The organism is Deinococcus sp. HSC-46F16, from assembly GCF_024171495.1.
GTDB lineage: Bacteria > Deinococcota > Deinococci > Deinococcales > Deinococcaceae > Deinococcus.
This window is the reverse complement of the sequence record NZ_JALJZW010000004.1, coordinates 275,041-292,202: the sequence shown is the minus strand read 5'-3', so window position 1 is coordinate 292,202 and position 17,162 is coordinate 275,041. Positions and strand designations below refer to the sequence as shown.

The following is a 17,162-nucleotide window of genomic DNA, read 5'->3' as shown; positions in this document are numbered from 1 at the left end:
CCGCCCGCGCTACCCTGTCCCCCATATGTCTGACGCTCTGCTCACGCTGGAAATCGAAAAACTGGTCGCCGGAGGGCTGGGCCTGTCCCGCGACGAGTCCGGCGTGGTGCTGGTGCGCGGCGCCCTGCCCGGCGAACGGGTGGAGGCCGAGGTCCGCGCGGGCCGGGGTGTGCGCCAGGGCGTGACCCGCCGGGTGCTGACCCCCAGCCCCGACCGGGTGGACGCCCCCGACCTGCCCACCGTGGACCTCGCGCACGCGGCGTACCCCGCCCAGCTCCGGTACAAGCGCGGCTTCGTGGAAGAGGCGCTGACCCGGATCGCCAAGCTGCGGCACCCGGTCGCGGAGACGGTGCCCAGCCCGCGCGAGTGGCGCTACCGCAACACGGCGCAGTACCTCGTGACCCCGGCGGGCCTCGCCTACCGCGAGCGCCGGGGCCGGGACCCGCAGCCGGTGGGCCAGGACCCCCTCGTCATGGAGGCGATTCAGGCCGTGATGGACCGCATTGACCCCGAGCTGCTCGACCCCGCCACCGAGGTTGCCTTCCGCGCCAGCCGCCTGACGGGGGAAGTGGTCGCGGCGCTGATCGGGGCGGGCGAGCCGCGCGTGTTCCTGCGGGCCTCCGATCACCTGATGGACGCGGGCGTGGTCGGCGTCAGTCTCGCGGAACCCGCCGGGCGGCGCTTTGGGGCGGGCGTGCGCCTGATCGCGGGCGAGTCCGAGGTGCAGGAGCAGTTTGGGCGGGTGCAGGTCGGCGTGACCGCGACCGGCTTCGCGCAGGTGAACCCGGAGGCGGCGGGGCTGGCCTACCTCCGTGCGGCGGAGCTGGCCGGGCAGGGCACGCACGCCGTGGACCTCTACGGCGGCTCGGGGGCCATCGGGCGGCATCTCTCGCCCCGCTTCACCCGCGTGACCGTGCTGGACTCGGCGCCCGAAGCGCTGGCGCGGGGGCGGCAGGCGGCGGCCCTGAGCGGCGAGCGCAACGTGACCTACCGCAGCGGCGACGCGGCCCGCTTCAGCGAGCTCGGCGTGGACGTGATCGTGGTGGACCCGCCCCGCGCCGGGCTGGAGCCGGAGGCCCGCGAGCACATCCAGGCCAGCACTGCCGACCGTCTGGTGTACGTGAGCTGCGACCCCGCGACCTGGGCGCGGGACGTGGGCGACTTCGTGCGCCGGGGCTGGAAGCTGGGGTCCGTGACCCCCCACGACTTCTACCCCCAGACCAGCCACGTGGAAGTCGTAAGCGTGCTGGAGCGGTAGAGGCCGTGCCCCGCGCCTTCCTGCTCCTCCTGTCCCTCTCCCTGACCGCCTGCCAGGACCGCGAGGCCCGCGCCGAGGTGGCCCATCTAAAGGCCCGCGTGACCGACCTCGAAGCGCGGGTGGAGGCCCTGGCCGCCGCTCCCTCCGTCCCGGCAGAAGCTGCCGCCACCGTGCAGCAGGCCGCCGCGACCCACTGCGCCAACGACCTCTCGCGCACGCTGGAACTGACCCGGCAGGAACGGGGCGGTTACCCTGCCGAATCCGCGCTCGCGGTGCCGGGGTCGTGTCAGGAGTTCCGGGTGACCTGGGAGCGCCTCACGCCGCAGAGCTACGCCTTCCGCGTGCTGGACGGGTCCGGGCAGGCGCTGGCGTCGGGGGCGGGGGAGTAGGCTGGCCCATGCCCCTCGTCCCCCTGGCCTTCAACGACTCCAGCGCCGCCCGCCTGATGACCGCGCAGCAGCGCGAGTTGCGGACCCTCTACGGCGACACCGACGAGCGCACCGAGCCCTTCGACCCCGCCGTGCTCGCGGGCGAGGGCAGCGTGCTGCTGGGGGTGGAGGAGGACGGCGAGCTGCTGGCCTGCGGTGCCCTCAAGCGCCTGGACCCGGAGAGCGCCGAAGTCAAGCGCATGTACACTGTCCCGGCAGCGCGGGGTAGGGGGCTGGGGCGGCAAATTCTGGCTGGTCTGATTGAGCGGGGGCGGGCGCTGGGCTACACGCGGCTGGTGCTGGAAACCGGCGACCGTCAGGCCGAGGCCCTGCACCTTTACGAGTCGGCGGGCTTCCGGCGCATTCCCAATTACGGGTACTACGTGGGGATGGAGGAGAGCCTGTGCTACGGGCTGGAGCTGGGGGAAGCGGCTGAGAGCGGACGGGACGGCTGATAGCCTCCCCTGCATGGGTGACATCGTGGTGGTGGGCGCGGGCCTCGCCGGGCTGACGGCGGCGCGGGTGTTGACGCGGGCAGGGCGGCGGGTGCGGGTGCTGGAGGCGGCGGGGCATGTCGGCGGCCGGGTGGCGAGCCGGGTGGTGGACGGCTACACGCTGGACGCGGGGTATCAAGTGCTCTTTCCGGCGTATCCGGCGCTGCGGCGGAATGTGGACCTCGCGGCGCTGGACCTCGTGCCGGTCGCCCCGGCGGGCGTGGTGCGGCGCGGCGAGCGGGCGGACGTGGTGGGGGACCCCCGCCGGGACCTTGCCAGCCTGCCCTCCACCCTGACGACGAAGGCCCTGACCCTGGCGGACAAGGTGCGGGTGGCCCGCCTCGCCGCGCGGCTGGCGCTGCCCGCCCCCCACACCCTGCTCGTTGGCCCGGACGAGACGACCGAAAGCTACCTGCGGCGCCAGGGCTTCAGTGAGGCGGCACTGACGAACTTCTTCCGGCCCTTTTTCGGGGGTATCTTCCTGCGGCGGGACCTGCACACGAGTGCGCGGCTGTTTCGCTACTACTTCCGGATGCTGCTGGACGGCGGCGCGGCGCTGCCCCGCGCGGGCGTGGGCGAGTTGCCCCGGCAGCTCGCGGCGGGGCTGGAGGTGACGACCGGGGTGCGGGTGACCGCGCTGCGGCCCCGGCCGGGCGGCGTGACCCTGGTGACGAGCGCCGGAGAACTGGACGCTTCCAACGTTCTCGTGGCGACCGACGCGGACACCGCCGCCGCCCTGACCGGCGAGCCGCTCTCGCGCGGGCGGCTGGGAAGCACCTACCTGCACTACGCCTCGGAGACCCGGCTGGACCCCCAGCCCCGGCTGCTCCTGAACGCCGAGGAGGGTTTTATCAACAACGCCCAGTGGGTCAGCGAGGCGATTCCAGAGCGGGCGCCCGCCGGGGGCCACCTCCTGACGGTGACGGTGTTGGGAGTCCCCAACCTCGATGACGACGCCCTCGACGCCCGCGTGCGCGGCGAGCTGAGCCGCTGGTACGGGGGAGGGGCTGCCGGGCTGCGAACCTTGCACATTGAGCGCATTCCTTTCGCCCAGTTCCCCCAGCCGCCCGAGTACGCCGCGACCCTGGCAGGGCACGCGACCGGGCTGCCCGGCGTGCTCCTCGCATCCGAGGTCACCTCCATGAGCAGCATCCAGGGCGCGATGGAAAGCGGCGAGAAGGCGGCAGCGATCTTGCTCGGCGACCCGGTGGGCATGAGCCGTCCGCGCGGGGCCTAGGGTAACGGGAACAGCGGGCCGGTATGCTCGTCCCATGTCCGCCGCCATTCCCGACCACCTCGTCGTCGCCGCCCGCACGCTGGACGAAGGCCGGGCGTGGCTGGAAGGCCGCCTGGGGGTGCCCACGCAGCCCGGCGGCGAGCACGCCCGGTTCGGCACCCACAACGCGCTGCTGTCGCTGGGGCCGGACCTCTACCTGGAGGTCATCGCGGTCAATCCGGCGGCCCCAGCTCCGACCCGCGCGCGCTGGTTCGGGCTGGACACGCCGGACCTCCAGGAGCGGCTGGAGGACGGCCCGGTCCTGATTCACTGGGTCGCCCGCGTGCCGGACCTGCCGGGGGTCCACCTTTCCCACCATGGGGAGGCGCTGGAACTGTCGCGCGGCGAGCACCGCTGGACGCTCACCGTTCCGGCGGACGGCTCGCTGCCGGGGGGTGGGGTCGTCCCCAGCCTGATCGAGTGGCACACGCCCCCCCCGCCCACGCGCCTGCCCGACGCCGGGGTCCGCCTGCTGACCCTGCGCCTGGGCACCCCCGACCCCGACGCCCTCCGCGCCCGGCTGGACGCCCTGCCCCTCGCGGGCGACGTGGAGGTGTACGAAGCTCCGCAGCCGGAGTTGTCCGCGATGCTGGAGACGCCGGGGGGCATGGTCACCCTGTGAGCCTTCCGCCGCCCGACGGGTCGTGGTATGTCCGGCCCCCGGACCTCCCCGAGCGGGCCAGCGTGGGCGCGGTGGTCTTGCGGCGCGAGGGTGGGGAGTGGCACGTGGCCGTCGTCGTGGAGCCGGGCGAGTATTTCCAGCTTCCCAAAGGCGGGCTGGAATCCGGCGAGACGCACGAGGAAGCCCTGTACCGCGAACTGCGCGAGGAGGCGGGGCTGACGGTGGTGCGCCTCGTGGCCGACCTCGGCGTGCTGGAGCGGCAGAACTATGCCCGGACGCGCTGGCAGGTGACGCGCTCTTTCCTGGGGGTGACCGAGGAAGTCGGCGTGACGCCGCTGGAACCTGGTTTCCGGCTGGAATGGCGCCCTCTGGACGCGGTGCCGCCCCTCTTCTGGCCGGAGCAGGGGCAGTTGGTCGAGCGGGTGCGTCAGAACCTCGTAGGTGGGGAATATGAGCTGGCCTGACGCGGAGGCCGCCGCCCATGCAGCCACGCCGCCGCGACCAGCCCCGCCACGAAGCCGAACAGGTGCGCCTCCCACGACACGAGCGGATTGGTGGGCAGCACGCCCCACAGCACCCCGCCGTACAGGAAGAGGGCCAGCAGCGCCGCCAGGATCGCCCCCGGCGTCCGCTCCCACCAGCCCACGCCCAGCAGGTAGGCGAGATACCCGAAGACCAGCAGGCTGGCCCCCAGGTGCAGGCTCCCGCCCCGCCCCAGCAGCCACACCAGCCCGCCACCCAGCACGATGATCACAGCATTCGCCGCCAGGAAGCGCCCCACTCCGCGTAGCGCTCCCATAAAGGCCAGCACCGCCAGTGGCCCGGTGTTGGCGATCAGATGCCCGAAGCCGCCATGCAGGAACGGCGCGGCCAGCACGTTCTCCAGCCGGGCAGGGTCACGCGGGACGATGCCGTACAGGTCCAACCGTCCCCCGAACGCAAACTGGTCCACGACCTCCTGCACCCACACGCCGCCGACCAGCAGCGCCGTCAGCAGCAGGGCCGCCCCCACCAGGGAGCGGGGACGGTGCGGGGGCAGGGAAGGGGAGCGCATGGCTCCAGTCTGCCGCAGGGAGGTGAGGGGTTGGAGGGGCCGAGCTTAGAGCTTAGCCCGTGACCCGCCCCCGCAGCGCCCCCTGCGCTTGCAGGTATTCCGCGATCTGCACGGCGTTGAGGGCCGCGCCCTTGAGCAGTTGGTCGCCCGCCACGAAGAGGTCCAGTCCGCCCTCGAAGACGAGGCTGGAGCGGATGCGCCCGACCTCCACGTCGTACTTGCCCGTCGCGGTCAGGGGCATGGGGTAGAGCTTGCCCGCCGGGTCGTCGCGGACCTCCACGCCCGCCGCCGCCCGGAGAATCTCGCGGGCCTGTTCGGGGGTCGCCGGGCGCTCCAGTTCCAGCGTGATCGCCTCGGCGTGGGTGCGGAGCGTCGGAATGCGGACGGCGGTGCAACTGATCTGGAGCGACTCGTCCCCGATGATCTTGCGCGTCTCCCAGACCACCTTCATCTCCTCGCGGGTGTAGCCGTTGTCCTGAAAGCTGTCGATGTGCGGGATGACGTTGAAGGGGATGGGATGGGCGAAGACCTCGGCCTGCGGGGTCTGGTCATGCAGGACCCTGTGGGTCTGGCTCAGCAGTTCCTCCATGCCCTTCTGCCCGGCCCCGCTCGTGGCCTGATAGGTCGAGACGATCATCCGGCGCACGCCGAACGCCCGGTGCAGCGGCGCGACCGCCACCGCCGCGATGGCCGTGGTGCAGTTGGGGTTGGCGATGATGCCTTTGTGCCGCAGGGCCGCCTCCCCGTTGACCTCGGGGACCACGAGGGGCACCTCCGGGTCGTATCGGAAGGCGCTGGAGTTGTCGATCACGACCGCGCCCCCCGCCACCCACGCCGGGGCCAGGGCCTGGCTGATCGAGCCGCCCGCCGAGGCCAGGATCACGTCGGCGTCGATGGCCCCTTCCGGGGTCGCCTGCACGGTGATCTCGCGCCCCGCGAAGGAGAGGGTGCTGCCCGCCGAGCGCGGGCTGGCGTAGAGCTGCAATTCGTCCAAGTTCAGCGTGCTTTTTTCCAGCACCCGCAGAAGTTCGTGGCCGACCGCTCCGGTGGCTCCCACAATGGCGACGCGCATAGGTCCTCCTTAAAAGAAAAACTCCGCCTCGCGGGGGGCGCGGGCGGCCGGGAACGCGGGGGCCGCCCTGACGGAGTCCGGGTCGTCAGGCGGCGCATGGGGGCAAGGTACCCGCCGGGGGGCGGGGGGTCAAGGGTAGGGTGGGGCGCGGGCAGGACACCTGCCTGACGCACGGCTGCGCTATGCTGCCCGCATCGCCAAGATCAAGGCCGGGCGCGGGTGCCCAGGAGAGGTCCCGCCCGGAGACGGGAGCCCCGGTATGCCCGCCAGGATTCGTATCTACGGTCAGGAAGCCACCTTCGCCCAGGGCTGCTGGGAATGCGCCGACGAAACCTTGCAGGCCATGTTGCAAGCCCTCGCCGACCCCCGCGCCACCAGTCTGGACGCCGAGCTCAGGCACGCCCGCTACGCCGCAGGCCGCTTCGGCGGGCAGGTCGCCGTCGGGGACACCTGGGAGGCGGCCCCCCTCCCCGACCCTGAGATCCGCATGGAGGACTTCGCCCCGCCGGGCCGCCCGCAGGCCGCCGGGTGGCTGTCGTTCCTGCGCAAACGCCGTTAGCGCGGGCTTCAGCCCTCGTCTCCCAGCCGCCGCTCGTTGCCCGCCTGCAAGCGGCTGACGTTGTCGCGGTGTTGCCAGACCATCAGGGCGACGAGGGCCGTCACGAGGAGGGCCAGCCACAGCGGCTGCCCCGTGATCCAGGCGATCAGCGCCGCCGTCACGCCCCCCAGGATGCTTCCGGCCGAGACCAGCCGGGTCAGGGCGACGGTCAGGAGCCCGATCACGGCCATCCCCAGCCCAGCGGCGGGCGAGAGGACCACCAGCGTGCCGAAGGTGGTCGCCACCCCCTTGCCGCCCCGGAACCCCAGAAAGGGACTGAAGTTGTGCCCGATCACGGCGGCTGCCCCGCACAGGGCCGCCTGCGGGTCGTCCAGGCCCGCCGCCCGCGCGATCAAGACGGCGAGCGCCCCCTTGACGATGTCGAAGACGGCGACAGCGACCGCCGGTCCCTTGCCGACCGAGCGCAGCACGTTGGTGGCGCCGCTGTTGCCGCTGCCCACCCGGCGGATGTCCACGCCCCGCGCACGGGCGACCCAGGCGGCGGCCGGAATGGACCCCAGCAGGTAGGACAGGGCGAGGAGGGGCACGAGGAGCAGCAGATTCACGGGCAGATCACCCCCCGATTCTACGGGGCGACCTTCCTGGGACACCCGTTCGGGGGCAGCCCCTCCCCCGGGGCGGGGCCGCGAGTCTCAAGGCCACGTCACCTTGACGGGCGGCGTCTTCACGCAGGCGCGGGAGCCAGCCGCTAGGGTGCGGGGCGTGTCGTCCGTGCCGCCCCCCTCCCCCTCCGAGCCCGCGCGTCTGGCCGCGCTGGCCCGCTACCGCGTGCTGGGCACGCCGCCCGAGGCGTCCTTTGACCGCATCACCCGGCTGGCCGCGCAGGTGCTGGGGGTGCCGCTGGCCGCTGTCAATCTGGTTGGCGAGGACCACCAGTGGACCAAGGCCTGCCTGGGTGGGGAGGCGACCGAGACAGCCCTGGGCGAGTCCTTTTGCGTCTGGACCGTGCGGCAGGAGGGAGCGGTGCTGGTGGTCCCCGACGCCCGGCAGGACCCCCGCTTCCGCGACTATGCGGCGGTGCGGTCGGGCGCGGTCGTCGCCTACGCGGGTGCCCCCCTCGTGACCCCGGACGGCCACCGCATTGGCACCCTGTGCGTGACCGCGCCCCGGCCGCGCGACTTCACCCCCGCCGAGCAGGAGACGCTGGAACTGCTCGCCGGGATGGTCGTGGACGAACTCGAGCTGCGGCTGCGCACCGAGGAACTCACCCGCGCCCGCGACCACGCCCACACCCTGCGCGACCTCGCGGAGCTGATGGGCGAGCCGCTGAGTCCCGGCGAGATGGCGCGGCGGGCGCTGCGGCTGCTGGGGGGCGCGATGCGGCTGGACTGGGCCGGGCTGCTGCACCTCTCCGCGCAGGCGTCGGAGGTCCTGAGCGACCACGCCTCCGCCCCCGCCGACGGGTTCGGGGCCGAGGTGCGCTGGCGCCTGCTCGACCCGGCAGGCGAGCTGCGGCCCACCCTGCTGGGCTGGGAGCGCGTCTTTCTGGACGACGCGGCAGCCGTCGCGGGGCGCTGCCCCGAACTGCTGACCGCCGGGCTGGCGAGCGCCGCGTGGCTGCACGTGCAGGTCGAGGAGGAGCGCCACATGCCGGGCGGGGCCTACGTGCTGCTGCTCGCGCGGCTGGGCGAACCCGCCGCGTGGTCGGAGGAGGAGCGGCTGCTGCTGGAAGCCGCCGCCCGCAGCGTGGGCGTGGCGCTGGAGCGGGCCGAGTACCTGCAGGCGCTGGAACACGCGGCCCTGACCGATGCCCTGACCGGGCTGGGCAACCGCCGGGCGCTCGACGACGCCCTCGATGAGGCCGACACCCGGCTCGCGGCCACCGGCGAGGGCTACGTGCTGGGCGTGGTGGACCTCGACGGCATGAAGCGGGTCAACGACGAGCGCGGACACGCCAGCGGCGACGACCTGCTGCGTGAGTTCGGACGTGGGCTGCCCGCCCCTGGCCTCCACGCCTACCGTCTGGGCGGGGACGAGTACGCGCTGCTCGGCCCGGTCGCCCCCGGCGACGACCCCACCCGCTGGGCCGAACGGCTCCGCCGCCAGGTCCGGGAGGCGGTGGCGCGGGTGCAGGCGCAGGGCTACCCGGCGGACGCCTCGCTGGGAGTGGCCGCCGTGCCGGGCGACGCGCCGGGGGCGACCGGGGCGCTGCGCCGCGCCGATGCGCGGATGTACGAGGACAAACGCGAGCGCGGCACCGGGCGCGGCACCCGCCGGGACGAACCCGCCGAACACCCGCTAGCCTGGGAGACATGACGGTCACGCTGCTCGATCACGTCGCCATCGCCACCCCTGACCTGGGCGCCGGGAGTGCTCCCTACGTCGCCCTGGGCCTCGCCCCCGAGGGACCCGACGAGGAGGTGCCTTCGCAGGGTGTCCGCGTCCGCGCCTTCGTGGTGGGCGCGACCCTGATCGAGCTGCTGGCCCCCACCCGGCCGGACAGCCCCATCGCCGCCTTTCTGGAAAAGCGCGGCCCCGGCCTGCACCACACCGCCTACCGGGTCGCGGACCTGGACGCCGAGATGGCCCGGCTGCGCGGCGAGGGTGCCCGCTTCCTTTCCGGGACGCCCACGCCGGGCCGGGCCGGAACCCGCGTCGCCTTCCTCCACCCGAAGTGGGGCGCGGGCACCCTGATCGAACTCGTGGAGCACCCGGTGGGAGCCCCGGCCCATTGAGCCGCCCCGCCCGGCCCGGCTGGTGGCTTCCGGCCCTGCTGATCATGGGGACGATCTGGTGGCTGAGTTCGGGCAGCGACACACCCGGCCCGCCGCTGCGTCACCCCCTCGACTGGGCGGCGCACTTCCTGGCCTATCTCGCCCTGGCCTTTACCCTCGCGCGGGCGACCGGACGCCGGGGCCTCGCCGTGGTCCTCGCCGCCTGGTTCGGCGCCACCGACGAGGTGCATCAGGCCTTCGTGCCGGGGCGCGACGCGGGCCTGAGCGACTGGCTGTTCGGCCTCGCCGGGGCGGCGGTGGGGGCGTGGCTGGCGCTGGGGCGAAGGGCCGTGCGGACGGAAACGCCGGAGTTCACCGACGGGGAACCCTGACCAACCCCCCCGGCCCCAGCCGAGTCGTGGTTGGGGCCGGGGGATGAACACTGCCCTCACACCACCGGGGTCGCCGCCAGCCGTTCCAGCACGCTGGGGTCTTCTAGGGTGCTCGTGTCGCCCTCGATTGCCTTGCCCGCCGCGATCTGGCGCAGGAAGCGGCGCATGATCTTGCCACTGCGGGTCTTGGGCAGGGCGTCCGCCACGATGATCGCGTCCGGGCGGGCCAGCGCCCCGATCTCGCGGCTGACGTGCGCCCGCAACTCCTGCGCGTTTACCGTGAAGCCCGCCTGCGGCAGCACGAAAGCGACCACGCCCTCGCCCTTCACCTCGTCCGGGCGGCCCACCACGGCGGCCTCGGCCACGGCAGGATGGGCCACCAGCGCCGACTCGATTTCCATCGTGCCCAGGCGGTGCCCGGAGACGTTGAGCACGTCGTCCACCCGGCCCATCACGGTGACGTAGCCGTCAGCGTCGCGCCGGGCGCCGTCTCCCGCGAAGTACACGTGGGGAATCTCGCCCCAGTAGGACTTGCGGTAGCGCTCGTCGTCGCCGTAGACGGTCCGCAGCATGGAGGGCCAGGGCCGCTTGATGACCAGCAGGCCGCCGTCGTCGGGGCCGAGCTCCTCGCCGTCGTGGGTCATGATGGCGGGTTCGATGCCGAACATCGGCAATCCCGCGCTGCCGGGCTTGCTGGGGTGGGCACCGGGCAGGGTGGTCAGCATGATCGCGCCCGTCTCGGTCTGCCACCAGGTATCCACCACCGGGCAGCGCTCGCCGCCGATCACGCGGTAGTACCACATCCACGCTTCCGGGTTGATCGGCTCGCCCACCGACCCCAGCAGGCGCAGGCTGCTCAGGTCGCAGCGGCCCGGCAGTTCGTCACCCTGCCGCATAAAGGAGCGGATGGCGGTCGGCGCGGTGTACAGGATGCTGACCCGGTGCCGCTCCACGATCTGCCAGAAGCGGCCCCAGTCGGGGTGGTTCGGCGCCCCCTCGTACATCAGCACGGTCGCGCCGTTCAGCAGCGGCCCGTACACGCTGTAGGAGTGTCCGGTCACCCAGCCCACGTCGGCGGTGCACCAGTACACGTCGTCGTCGCGCAGGTCGAAAACTGTCCCCGTGGTCAGGTACGTGCCCACCATGTACCCGCCCGTCGTGTGCAGCACGCCCTTGGGCTTGCCCGTGCTGCCGGAGGTGTACAGCACGAAGAGGGGATGCTCGCTGTCCACGGGGGCGGCCTCGTGCTCATCGCTTACCCCCGCCAGCGCCTCGTGCCACCAGAGGTCGCGGCCCGGCTGCATGGGGGCGTCGCAGTTCGCCCGGCAGACCACCAGCATGTGCTCCAGGCTGGGGGTGTTCCGCGCCGCCTCGTCCGCGTTCGCCTTGAGGTTCACGAGGCCGCCCCGGCGCTGCCCCGCGTCGGCGGTGATGAGCAGCTTGCTCCCCGCGTCGTTGATGCGGTCCGAGAGCGCCGAGACCGAGAAGCCCCCGAACACCACGCTGTGAATCGCCCCGATGCGGGCACAGGCGAGCATGGCAATAGCGGCTTCCGGAATCAGCGGCAGATAGAGGGTCACCCGGTCGCCCTGCTCGACTCCCAGCACGGTCAGGGCGTTGGCGGCCCGCTTCACCTCGCGCAGCAGCTCGGCGTAGGTGAAGCGCCGCACCTCGCCGTCCTCGGCCTCCCAGATGATGGCCGTCTTCTCGCCCCGGCCCGCCGCCACATGGCGGTCGAGCGCGTTGTAGGCCACATTCGTCTGCCCACCCACGAACCACTGCGCGTGCGGTTCCTGCCAGTCCAGCACCCGGTCCCAGCGCCGCATCCAATGCAGTTCCCCGGCCACGTCGCTCCAGAAGCCGTCCGGGTCGTCGAGGCTGCGGCGGTAGAGGCGGTCGTACTCCTCGCGCGAGAGCCGGGCGCGGGCCACGAAGTCGGCGGGCGGCGCGATGACCCGGTTCTCGTGCAGCAGGTTGTCGATATGGTCGTTCGTGGCCTGATGGGTCATGGGCAAACCTCCGGGGAAGGGCGGCGGGCAGGGGGCAGAAGCGGGTTGTGGAGGCCTTCACTGTAGTGCGGCGGCGTGAGGAACGCGCCCGCCGTCACGCGGGGGGTACTGGACCCGGTTCAAGGAACTGGGAGGAGCAGGAAACCCCCGGCGGGGGGCCGGGGGCTGGGAGTCAGCGGTCGGGAGGCTCAGTCGTGCGCCGCGACGGTGCCGTCCACGCCCGCCCCGGTGTAGGCGCGGAACTGCATCTCCTCGAAGGCCTGGTCTTCCTCGTCGCGGCGGCGGCGGGCGCCGATCAGGGTGCCCAGCGCGGCGAAGGCGAAGCCCGCGGGGATGGAGACGATGCCGGGATTCCCCAGCGGGAAGAGGGGCGCGGCCTGGATGGGGTGACGGGCGGTAGTCTTCTCGGGCGGGTCCACGCCCATGATGTTGGGGCCGACCGCGATCAGCGCGAGGCAGGTCAGGATGCCGCCCACGATGCCCCAGATCGCCCCGGTCGCGTTGAACTTGCGCCAGAACAGGGTAAAGAGGATCACCGGCAGGTTGGAACTCGCGGCGATGGCAAAGGCCAGCGCGACCAGGAAGGCCACGTTCTGCGACTGCGCCAACAACCCCAGCAGGATGGCGATCACCCCCACCGCGACCGTGGCGAGTCGGGCCACCCGGAATTCCTCGCGCTCGGTCGCCTGTCCCTTGCGAATCACACCCTTGTAGATGTCATGGGTAAAGGAGGTGCTCGCCGCGATGGTCAGGCCCGCCACCACCGCGAGGATGGTCGCGAAGGCCACGGCGGTCACGAAGGCCAGTCCGAACTCGCCGCCCACGGTTCCGGCACCGCCGAACAGCTCCTGGGCCAGCAGGGGCGCGGCCATGTTGCCCGCCGCGTTCGCCGCAGCGATGTCCTCGCGGCCCACCAGCACGTTGGCGGCGTTGCCCATAAAGGCGGTCATGACATAGAACGCCCCGATCAGCACCATCGCCCAGACCACGCTCTTGCGGGCGTCCTGCGCGGTGGGCACCGTGTAGAAGCGCACCAGGATGTGCGGCAGCCCGGCAGTCCCCAGCACCAGCGCGAGGCTGAGGCTGATCAGGTCGATGGGGTTCTTGTACAGGACGCCCGCACCCAGAAATTCGGCGCCGTTGCGGGCCTCGACCTGCGCGAGCAGGTTAGAAAAGCTCCAGCCGAAAGCGTTCAGGATCAGCACCGTCATCACGATAGTGGCGAACATCAGCAAGACGGCCTTGATGATCTGCACCCAGGTCGTGGCGAGCATTCCGCCCACCACCACGTAGATGATCATCAGCACGCCGACGAGCGGAATGGCGATGCCCGGCGTGAGCACCCCGCCCGACAGCAGGCTGATCAGGGACCCGGCCCCCACGACCTGCGCGATCATGTAAAAGGCGCTGACCACGATGGTGCTGATGGCCGCGTAGGTCCGCACGCGGGGGTCTTTCAGGCGGTAGACCAGCATGTCGGCCAGGGTGTACTTGCCCAGGTTCCGCAGCGGCTCAGCGACGATGAACAGCACGGTCAGGTAGGCGATAAACCACCCCACCGAGTACATGAAGCCGTCATAGCCGTTCAGCGCGATCAGCCCGGTAATCCCCAGGAAGGAGGCCGCGCTCATGTAGTCCCCGGCGATGGCGATGCCGTTTTGCCCCGCGCTGATGCGCCCGCCCGCCACGTAGAAGTCCGAAGCGCTGGTGTTGCGCCGCGAGGCCCAGAAGGTGATCCCCAGCGTGATCGCCACGATCACGGCCGCGAGCAGAAAGGTCATTGCGCCGCCTCCCGCGCGAGTCGGTCGAAGGTCCGGGCCTTCACCACGTAGATCGCCGCCATGATCCAGCCCATCGCAAACTCCGCGAAGGCGAACACGTACCCGAAGGTCACGTTCCCAAAGACCTTGGTCGCCATCAGCGGCTTGTTGTAGCCCGCCAGGATGGGCAGCAGGAAATACAGCACCAGAAACGTCACGGTCATGATCACCGTGAAGCGGTTGCGCTCCGCGACCAGCCGGGCGTAGGCCGGGTTGCGCGTGGGCGCGGCGGCGGAGGGCAGACGGGAAACGGTCATGGGGGCCTCCTGGGGCACGGGAAGGCGGAAAGGGAGCGCGGCCCAGGGACCACGCGGCTGAATTGGAAGGGCACCTCGCAGATTAGGAGCCTCTTAACGTGAAATCAATGAACCGGGTGTAACGTTTGCGTTTCTGACCCGGGGACAGCCCGGCGGGGCGAGGGTGCCCGGTTCGCCAATTGTTCCGCGAGGGGGGCGTATGGTGAGGGCTGTGCTCCTCGACCGGCTGAACCGGCCCCTGCGTGACCTGCGCGTCAGCGTGACCGACCGCTGCAACCTGCGCTGCACGTACTGCATGCCCGCCGACGTGTTCGGGCCGGACTACGCCTTCTTGCCGCGCGAGGACCTCCTCTCCTTCGAGGAAATCGAGCGCCTGACCCGCGCCTTCGTCGCGCTGGGGGTCCGCAAGCTGCGTCTGACCGGGGGCGAGCCGCTGCTGAGGCGCGACCTGCCGGAGCTGGTGGGCCGCCTCGCTGCCCTGGAAGGCGTGGAGGACGTGGCCCTGACGACCAATGGCCTACTGCTGCCCCGGCTCGCGGCCGACCTGAAGGCGGCGGGCCTGCGCCGCGTGACGGTCAGCCTCGACAGCCTCGACCCGGAGGTCTTCGGGCGAATGAACGGCTTGAACGTGGCCCCCGAGCGCGTGCTCGACGGCATCGAGGCAGCGCTGCGGGCGGGCCTGCGGGTCAAGGTGAACACGGTGGTGCAGCGCGGGGTGAACGACGCCGGGCTGCCCGAGCTGTGGCGGGCGCTGCGCGACCGGGCGACCGTGCGCTTTATCGAGTTCATGGATGTGGGCAACCACAACGGCTGGAATCTGGACTCGGTGGTGCCCTCGCGCGAGGTGCTGGCCCGCCTCGCGGACGCGGAACCGGGTCTAGGTTTCTCCCCCGTGAATCCCGCCTACCGGGGCGAGGTCGCCGCCCGCTACCACGACGGCGAGGGCCACGAGGTCGGCCTGATCTCCTCGGTCACGGCCCCCTTCTGCGGCGACTGCTCGCGGGCGCGGCTCTCGGCGGTGGGGGTGCTGTACACCTGCCTCTTCGCGGGGCCGGGCACTGACCTGCGGGCGCCGCTGCGGGCGGGCGCTTCGGACGACGAAGTGCGGGGGCGCATCGCCGCCGTCTGGCAAGCCCGCCAGGACCGCTACAGCGAGGAGCGCGGCGAGGCCACCTCCGGGCGGGCGGTGAGCAAGGTCGAGATGTCGCACATCGGGGGCTGATCCCCTCTGGCAGAGGCTGTTCCCCGGCGCGTACCCGGCGCGTGACCTTGTGTCCGCCGAACACCAATCCTTAAGATGCATCCCGGAGAGCCCCTGCGCCCGCAGCCGGGCTGGGAGGCGAGCATGGCGAAATATCCGCTGATCAAGACCACCCTCAAAGACCGCCTGCTGGGCGGCCACTACGCCGAGGGCCTGCCCCTCCCCAGCGAACCGCAGCTCGCCCGCGAGTTCGAGGTCTCGCGCATGACCGCCCGCCGCGCCATCGACGAGCTGGAGCGCGAAGGCTACGTTTACCGGGTGCAGGGGGCGGGCACCTTCCCCACAGGGAAGCGCTTCCGCCAGGGCATGTTCCGGGTGCGGCCCTTCAAGGAATGGGCGCGGCACCCCGACCACCGCACCCACGTCCTGCGGGCGCTGACGGTGGGCGCCACACCGGAAATCGCCGCCGTGCTCCACCTGAACGCCGGGGACCCGGTGCTGTATGTCCACCGCCTGCGCACGGCAGGGGACGAGGCGCTGGTGATCGAGAAGCGCTACATCAACTCGGCACTGGCCCCCTCGCTGCTCGACCACGACCTGGGGTCCGAGAGCATCCACGAGGTGATGATCGGGCTGGGGGTGCCCATCACCCGCGTCGAGCAGAATCTGGAGGCCGTCAACCTGCGCCAGGAGGAAGCCGAGCTGCTGCGCGTGCCGCTGGGCACCGCCGCCTTCCTGCTGCGGCGCACGACCTACAGCGGGCCGCAGCGCGTGTCCTACGTCAACTACTGGGTGCGCGGCGACCGCTACGCTTTTCAGGACAGCTTCGAGCCGTAGGGCGGGGCGGCGGGGGGAAGACCCCTCACCCCGCTGCTGCGCACTCTCCCCAAGGGAGAGAGCCTCGCGCAACGAGGGCTGAGGGGGTCCTTTCCACTGAACGCCCCAGACTCCGCGCCCTCCCCGCGTGAGGATCGCCCCAAGACGCCCCTATCCGTACCCCACCTGGCACTCGCTTCAGGTAGAGATGTCCCTACGGCAACCTCACCGCCCGGACAGCTCCGGGCTGATGGAATAGCCCCCGACTGACCGCTCCGCGCGGCAGCAGGGAGGCTCCATGTTCTATTACGACGGCAAATTGCAGTACCCGGTCCGTGTCGAGACGCCCGATCCCCGCTTCGCGCGGCTGCTTCAGCAGGCCATCGGCGGCGTGGAGGGCGAGATGCGGGTGTGCCTCCAGTACCTCTTTCAGGCGTTCGGCGCCCGTGGCCCCAAGAAGTACCGCGACATGCTGCTGGCGACCGGCACCGAGGAGATCGCCCACATCGAGATGCTGGCGACGGCGGTGGCCCTGAACCTGGAGAGCAGCCCGGCCAGCGTGCAGGAGGAGGCCGCCCGCAGCAACCCCATCGTGGGCGCGGTGATGGGTGGGGACCCCCGGCAGTACCTCTCGGCGGGCCTCGCGGCGCTGGCGGCCGACGCCAACGGGGTGCCCTTCGACGGCTCGCACATCTACGCCAGCGGCAACCTCGCTGCCGACATGTATTCCAACGTGACCGCCGAGGCGACCGGGCGGGCGCTGGCCTGCCGCCTGTTTACCCTCACCGACGACCCCGGCATGAAGGACATGCTGCGCTTCCTGATCGCGCGGGACACCATGCACCAGCAGCAGTGGCTCGCCGTGATCGAGGAACTCGGCGGGCACCAGGGCACCCTGCCCATTCCCAACTCCTTCCCGGTCGAGGAGGAGCTGCGCGAGGTGAGCTATACCTACTTCGCCCCCGGCATCGAGGGCACCCAGCCCCCGCAGGGCCGGTGGACCCAGGGACCGTCCCTCGACGGCATGGGCCAGTTCAAGCTCGAGGCCGCCAAGCCGTTCGGGGACGAGCCCACGCTGGGGCCGCCCGACCCCCTCGCCTTTGCCGAAACCCAGCAGATGATGGGTGCGGATGGGGAGATGGGGACGACCGTCACGGCGACCCCCTCGGACGACTGAAAGCAGGAAGAGG

At 71.7% G+C, this 17,162-nt stretch carries 19 protein-coding genes; 13 read left to right on the top strand and 6 right to left on the bottom strand.

Going from position 1 to position 17,162, the window contains the following annotated elements; translation table 11 throughout:
* The first annotated feature begins 25 nt into the window (after nucleotides 1-25).
* The 6 genes from L1280_RS10710 to L1280_RS10685 are packed head-to-tail and all read left to right on the top strand — an operon-like array spanning nucleotide 26 to nucleotide 4,542.
* Entirely contained in the window at nucleotides 26-1,258 is a 1,233-nt protein-coding gene (locus L1280_RS10710) for a class I SAM-dependent RNA methyltransferase (protein ID WP_253582258.1), read from the top strand.
* Nucleotides 1,259-1,263: 5 nt separating this feature from the next.
* Entirely contained in the window at nucleotides 1,264-1,647 is a 384-nt protein-coding gene (locus tag L1280_RS10705; RefSeq protein ID WP_253582257.1) for a hypothetical protein, read from the top strand.
* 8 nt (nucleotides 1,648-1,655) lie between these two features.
* The gene (locus tag L1280_RS10700; RefSeq protein ID WP_253582256.1) at nucleotides 1,656-2,141 is read left to right on the top strand and encodes a GNAT family N-acetyltransferase; all 486 of its coding nucleotides are present in this window, start codon (nucleotides 1,656-1,658) and stop codon (nucleotides 2,139-2,141) included.
* Between the two features lie 13 nt (nucleotides 2,142-2,154).
* A complete protein-coding gene (locus tag L1280_RS10695; RefSeq protein ID WP_253582255.1) occupies nucleotides 2,155-3,417 on the top strand; it encodes an NAD(P)/FAD-dependent oxidoreductase in 1,263 nt (420 codons plus the stop codon).
* Between the two features lie 34 nt (nucleotides 3,418-3,451).
* Nucleotides 3,452-4,078, top strand: a complete 627-nt coding sequence (locus L1280_RS10690) for a VOC family protein (protein WP_253582254.1) — start codon at nucleotides 3,452-3,454, stop codon at nucleotides 4,076-4,078.
* On the top strand, nucleotides 4,075-4,542 hold the full coding sequence (locus tag L1280_RS10685; RefSeq protein WP_253582253.1) for an NUDIX domain-containing protein: 468 nt from the start codon (nucleotides 4,075-4,077) through the stop codon (nucleotides 4,540-4,542). Before L1280_RS10690 ends, L1280_RS10685 begins: the two co-directional genes overlap by 4 nt.
* Here L1280_RS10685 and L1280_RS10680 read toward each other — a convergent pair.
* Both L1280_RS10680 and L1280_RS10675 read right to left on the bottom strand, forming a co-directional pair.
* A complete protein-coding gene (locus tag L1280_RS10680) occupies nucleotides 4,506-5,132 on the bottom strand; it encodes a rhomboid family intramembrane serine protease (protein WP_253582252.1) in 627 nt (208 codons plus the stop codon). The genes L1280_RS10685 and L1280_RS10680 overlap by 37 nt on opposite strands.
* A 52-nt stretch (nucleotides 5,133-5,184) precedes the next feature.
* Nucleotides 5,185-6,204: an aspartate-semialdehyde dehydrogenase gene (locus L1280_RS10675; protein WP_253582251.1), complete on the bottom strand. Its 1,020-nt coding sequence runs from the start codon at nucleotides 6,202-6,204 to the stop codon at nucleotides 5,185-5,187.
* 259 nt (nucleotides 6,205-6,463) lie between these two features.
* Between L1280_RS10675 and L1280_RS10670 the strand changes: the two genes are divergently transcribed.
* Nucleotides 6,464-6,763 (top strand): hypothetical protein, encoded by a 300-nt coding sequence (locus tag L1280_RS10670; RefSeq protein WP_253582250.1) that lies wholly within the window; start codon nucleotides 6,464-6,466, stop codon nucleotides 6,761-6,763.
* A gap of 8 nt (nucleotides 6,764-6,771) precedes the next feature.
* Here L1280_RS10670 and plsY read toward each other — a convergent pair whose 3' ends face one another.
* The gene (plsY, locus tag L1280_RS10665) at nucleotides 6,772-7,359 is read right to left on the bottom strand and encodes a glycerol-3-phosphate 1-O-acyltransferase PlsY (protein ID WP_253582332.1); all 588 of its coding nucleotides are present in this window, start codon (nucleotides 7,357-7,359) and stop codon (nucleotides 6,772-6,774) included.
* A 166-nt stretch (nucleotides 7,360-7,525) separates the two neighbouring features.
* On the opposite strand from plsY, the gene L1280_RS10660 reads away from it, so the two are divergent.
* From L1280_RS10660 to L1280_RS10650, 3 genes are read left to right on the top strand one after another with little or no spacing between them, the layout of a single operon-like run.
* On the top strand, nucleotides 7,526-9,079 hold the full coding sequence (locus L1280_RS10660) for a diguanylate cyclase (RefSeq protein WP_253582249.1): 1,554 nt from the start codon (nucleotides 7,526-7,528) through the stop codon (nucleotides 9,077-9,079).
* On the top strand, nucleotides 9,076-9,498 hold the full coding sequence (locus tag L1280_RS10655) for a VOC family protein (RefSeq protein WP_253582248.1): 423 nt from the start codon (nucleotides 9,076-9,078) through the stop codon (nucleotides 9,496-9,498). Before L1280_RS10660 ends, L1280_RS10655 begins: the two co-directional genes overlap by 4 nt.
* Nucleotides 9,495-9,869 (top strand): VanZ family protein, encoded by a 375-nt coding sequence (locus L1280_RS10650; RefSeq protein WP_371922908.1) that lies wholly within the window; start codon nucleotides 9,495-9,497, stop codon nucleotides 9,867-9,869. The genes L1280_RS10655 and L1280_RS10650 overlap by 4 nt, the downstream gene beginning before the upstream one ends.
* A gap of 56 nt (nucleotides 9,870-9,925) precedes the next feature.
* On the opposite strand, the gene acs is transcribed toward L1280_RS10650, so the two are convergent.
* From acs to L1280_RS10635, 3 genes are all read right to left on the bottom strand, one after another.
* Nucleotides 9,926-11,878 (bottom strand): acetate--CoA ligase, encoded by a 1,953-nt coding sequence (acs, locus tag L1280_RS10645; RefSeq protein ID WP_253582247.1) that lies wholly within the window; start codon nucleotides 11,876-11,878, stop codon nucleotides 9,926-9,928.
* A 188-nt stretch (nucleotides 11,879-12,066) separates the two neighbouring features.
* Entirely contained in the window at nucleotides 12,067-13,659 is a 1,593-nt protein-coding gene (locus L1280_RS10640; RefSeq protein WP_253582245.1) for a cation acetate symporter, read from the bottom strand.
* Nucleotides 13,656-13,955: a DUF485 domain-containing protein gene (locus tag L1280_RS10635; protein WP_253582243.1), complete on the bottom strand. Its 300-nt coding sequence runs from the start codon at nucleotides 13,953-13,955 to the stop codon at nucleotides 13,656-13,658. The genes L1280_RS10640 and L1280_RS10635 overlap by 4 nt, the downstream gene beginning before the upstream one ends.
* A gap of 202 nt (nucleotides 13,956-14,157) precedes the next feature.
* Here L1280_RS10635 and moaA point away from each other — a divergent pair, with 202 nt between their 5' ends.
* From moaA to L1280_RS10620, 3 genes are all read left to right on the top strand, one after another.
* Nucleotides 14,158-15,177, top strand: coding sequence for a GTP 3',8-cyclase MoaA (moaA, locus tag L1280_RS10630; RefSeq protein ID WP_253582330.1), 1,020 nt, complete (start codon nucleotides 14,158-14,160; stop codon nucleotides 15,175-15,177).
* A gap of 123 nt (nucleotides 15,178-15,300) precedes the next feature.
* Nucleotides 15,301-15,993 carry a GntR family transcriptional regulator gene (locus L1280_RS10625; RefSeq protein WP_253582242.1) on the top strand — a complete coding sequence of 231 codons (693 nt, stop codon included), beginning with the start codon at nucleotides 15,301-15,303 and terminating at the stop codon, nucleotides 15,991-15,993.
* 277 nt (nucleotides 15,994-16,270) lie between these two features.
* Nucleotides 16,271-17,149, top strand: coding sequence for a manganese catalase family protein (locus tag L1280_RS10620; protein WP_253582240.1), 879 nt, complete (start codon nucleotides 16,271-16,273; stop codon nucleotides 17,147-17,149).
* Nucleotides 17,150-17,162: the final 13 nt, after the last annotated feature.

Coding starts and splice junctions, on each gene's coding strand:
- L1280_RS10710 (WP_253582258.1), top strand. CDS start 26: ATGTCTGACGCTCTGCTCACGCTGGAAATCGAAAAACTGGTCGCCGGA.
- L1280_RS10700 (WP_253582256.1), top strand. CDS start 1,656: ATGCCCCTCGTCCCCCTGGCCTTCAACGACTCCAGCGCCGCCCGCCTG.
- L1280_RS10695 (WP_253582255.1), top strand. CDS start 2,155: ATGGGTGACATCGTGGTGGTGGGCGCGGGCCTCGCCGGGCTGACGGCG.
- L1280_RS10690 (WP_253582254.1), top strand. CDS start 3,452: ATGTCCGCCGCCATTCCCGACCACCTCGTCGTCGCCGCCCGCACGCTG.
- L1280_RS10680 (WP_253582252.1), bottom strand. CDS start 5,132: ATGCGCTCCCCTTCCCTGCCCCCGCACCGTCCCCGCTCCCTGGTGGGG.
- L1280_RS10675 (WP_253582251.1), bottom strand. CDS start 6,204: ATGCGCGTCGCCATTGTGGGAGCCACCGGAGCGGTCGGCCACGAACTT.
- L1280_RS10670 (WP_253582250.1), top strand. CDS start 6,464: ATGCCCGCCAGGATTCGTATCTACGGTCAGGAAGCCACCTTCGCCCAG.
- L1280_RS10655 (WP_253582248.1), top strand. CDS start 9,076: ATGACGGTCACGCTGCTCGATCACGTCGCCATCGCCACCCCTGACCTG.
- acs (WP_253582247.1), bottom strand. CDS start 11,878: ATGACCCATCAGGCCACGAACGACCATATCGACAACCTGCTGCACGAG.
- L1280_RS10640 (WP_253582245.1), bottom strand. CDS start 13,659: ATGACCTTTCTGCTCGCGGCCGTGATCGTGGCGATCACGCTGGGGATC.
- L1280_RS10635 (WP_253582243.1), bottom strand. CDS start 13,955: ATGACCGTTTCCCGTCTGCCCTCCGCCGCCGCGCCCACGCGCAACCCG.
- L1280_RS10625 (WP_253582242.1), top strand. CDS start 15,301: ATGGCGAAATATCCGCTGATCAAGACCACCCTCAAAGACCGCCTGCTG.
- L1280_RS10620 (WP_253582240.1), top strand. CDS start 16,271: ATGTTCTATTACGACGGCAAATTGCAGTACCCGGTCCGTGTCGAGACG.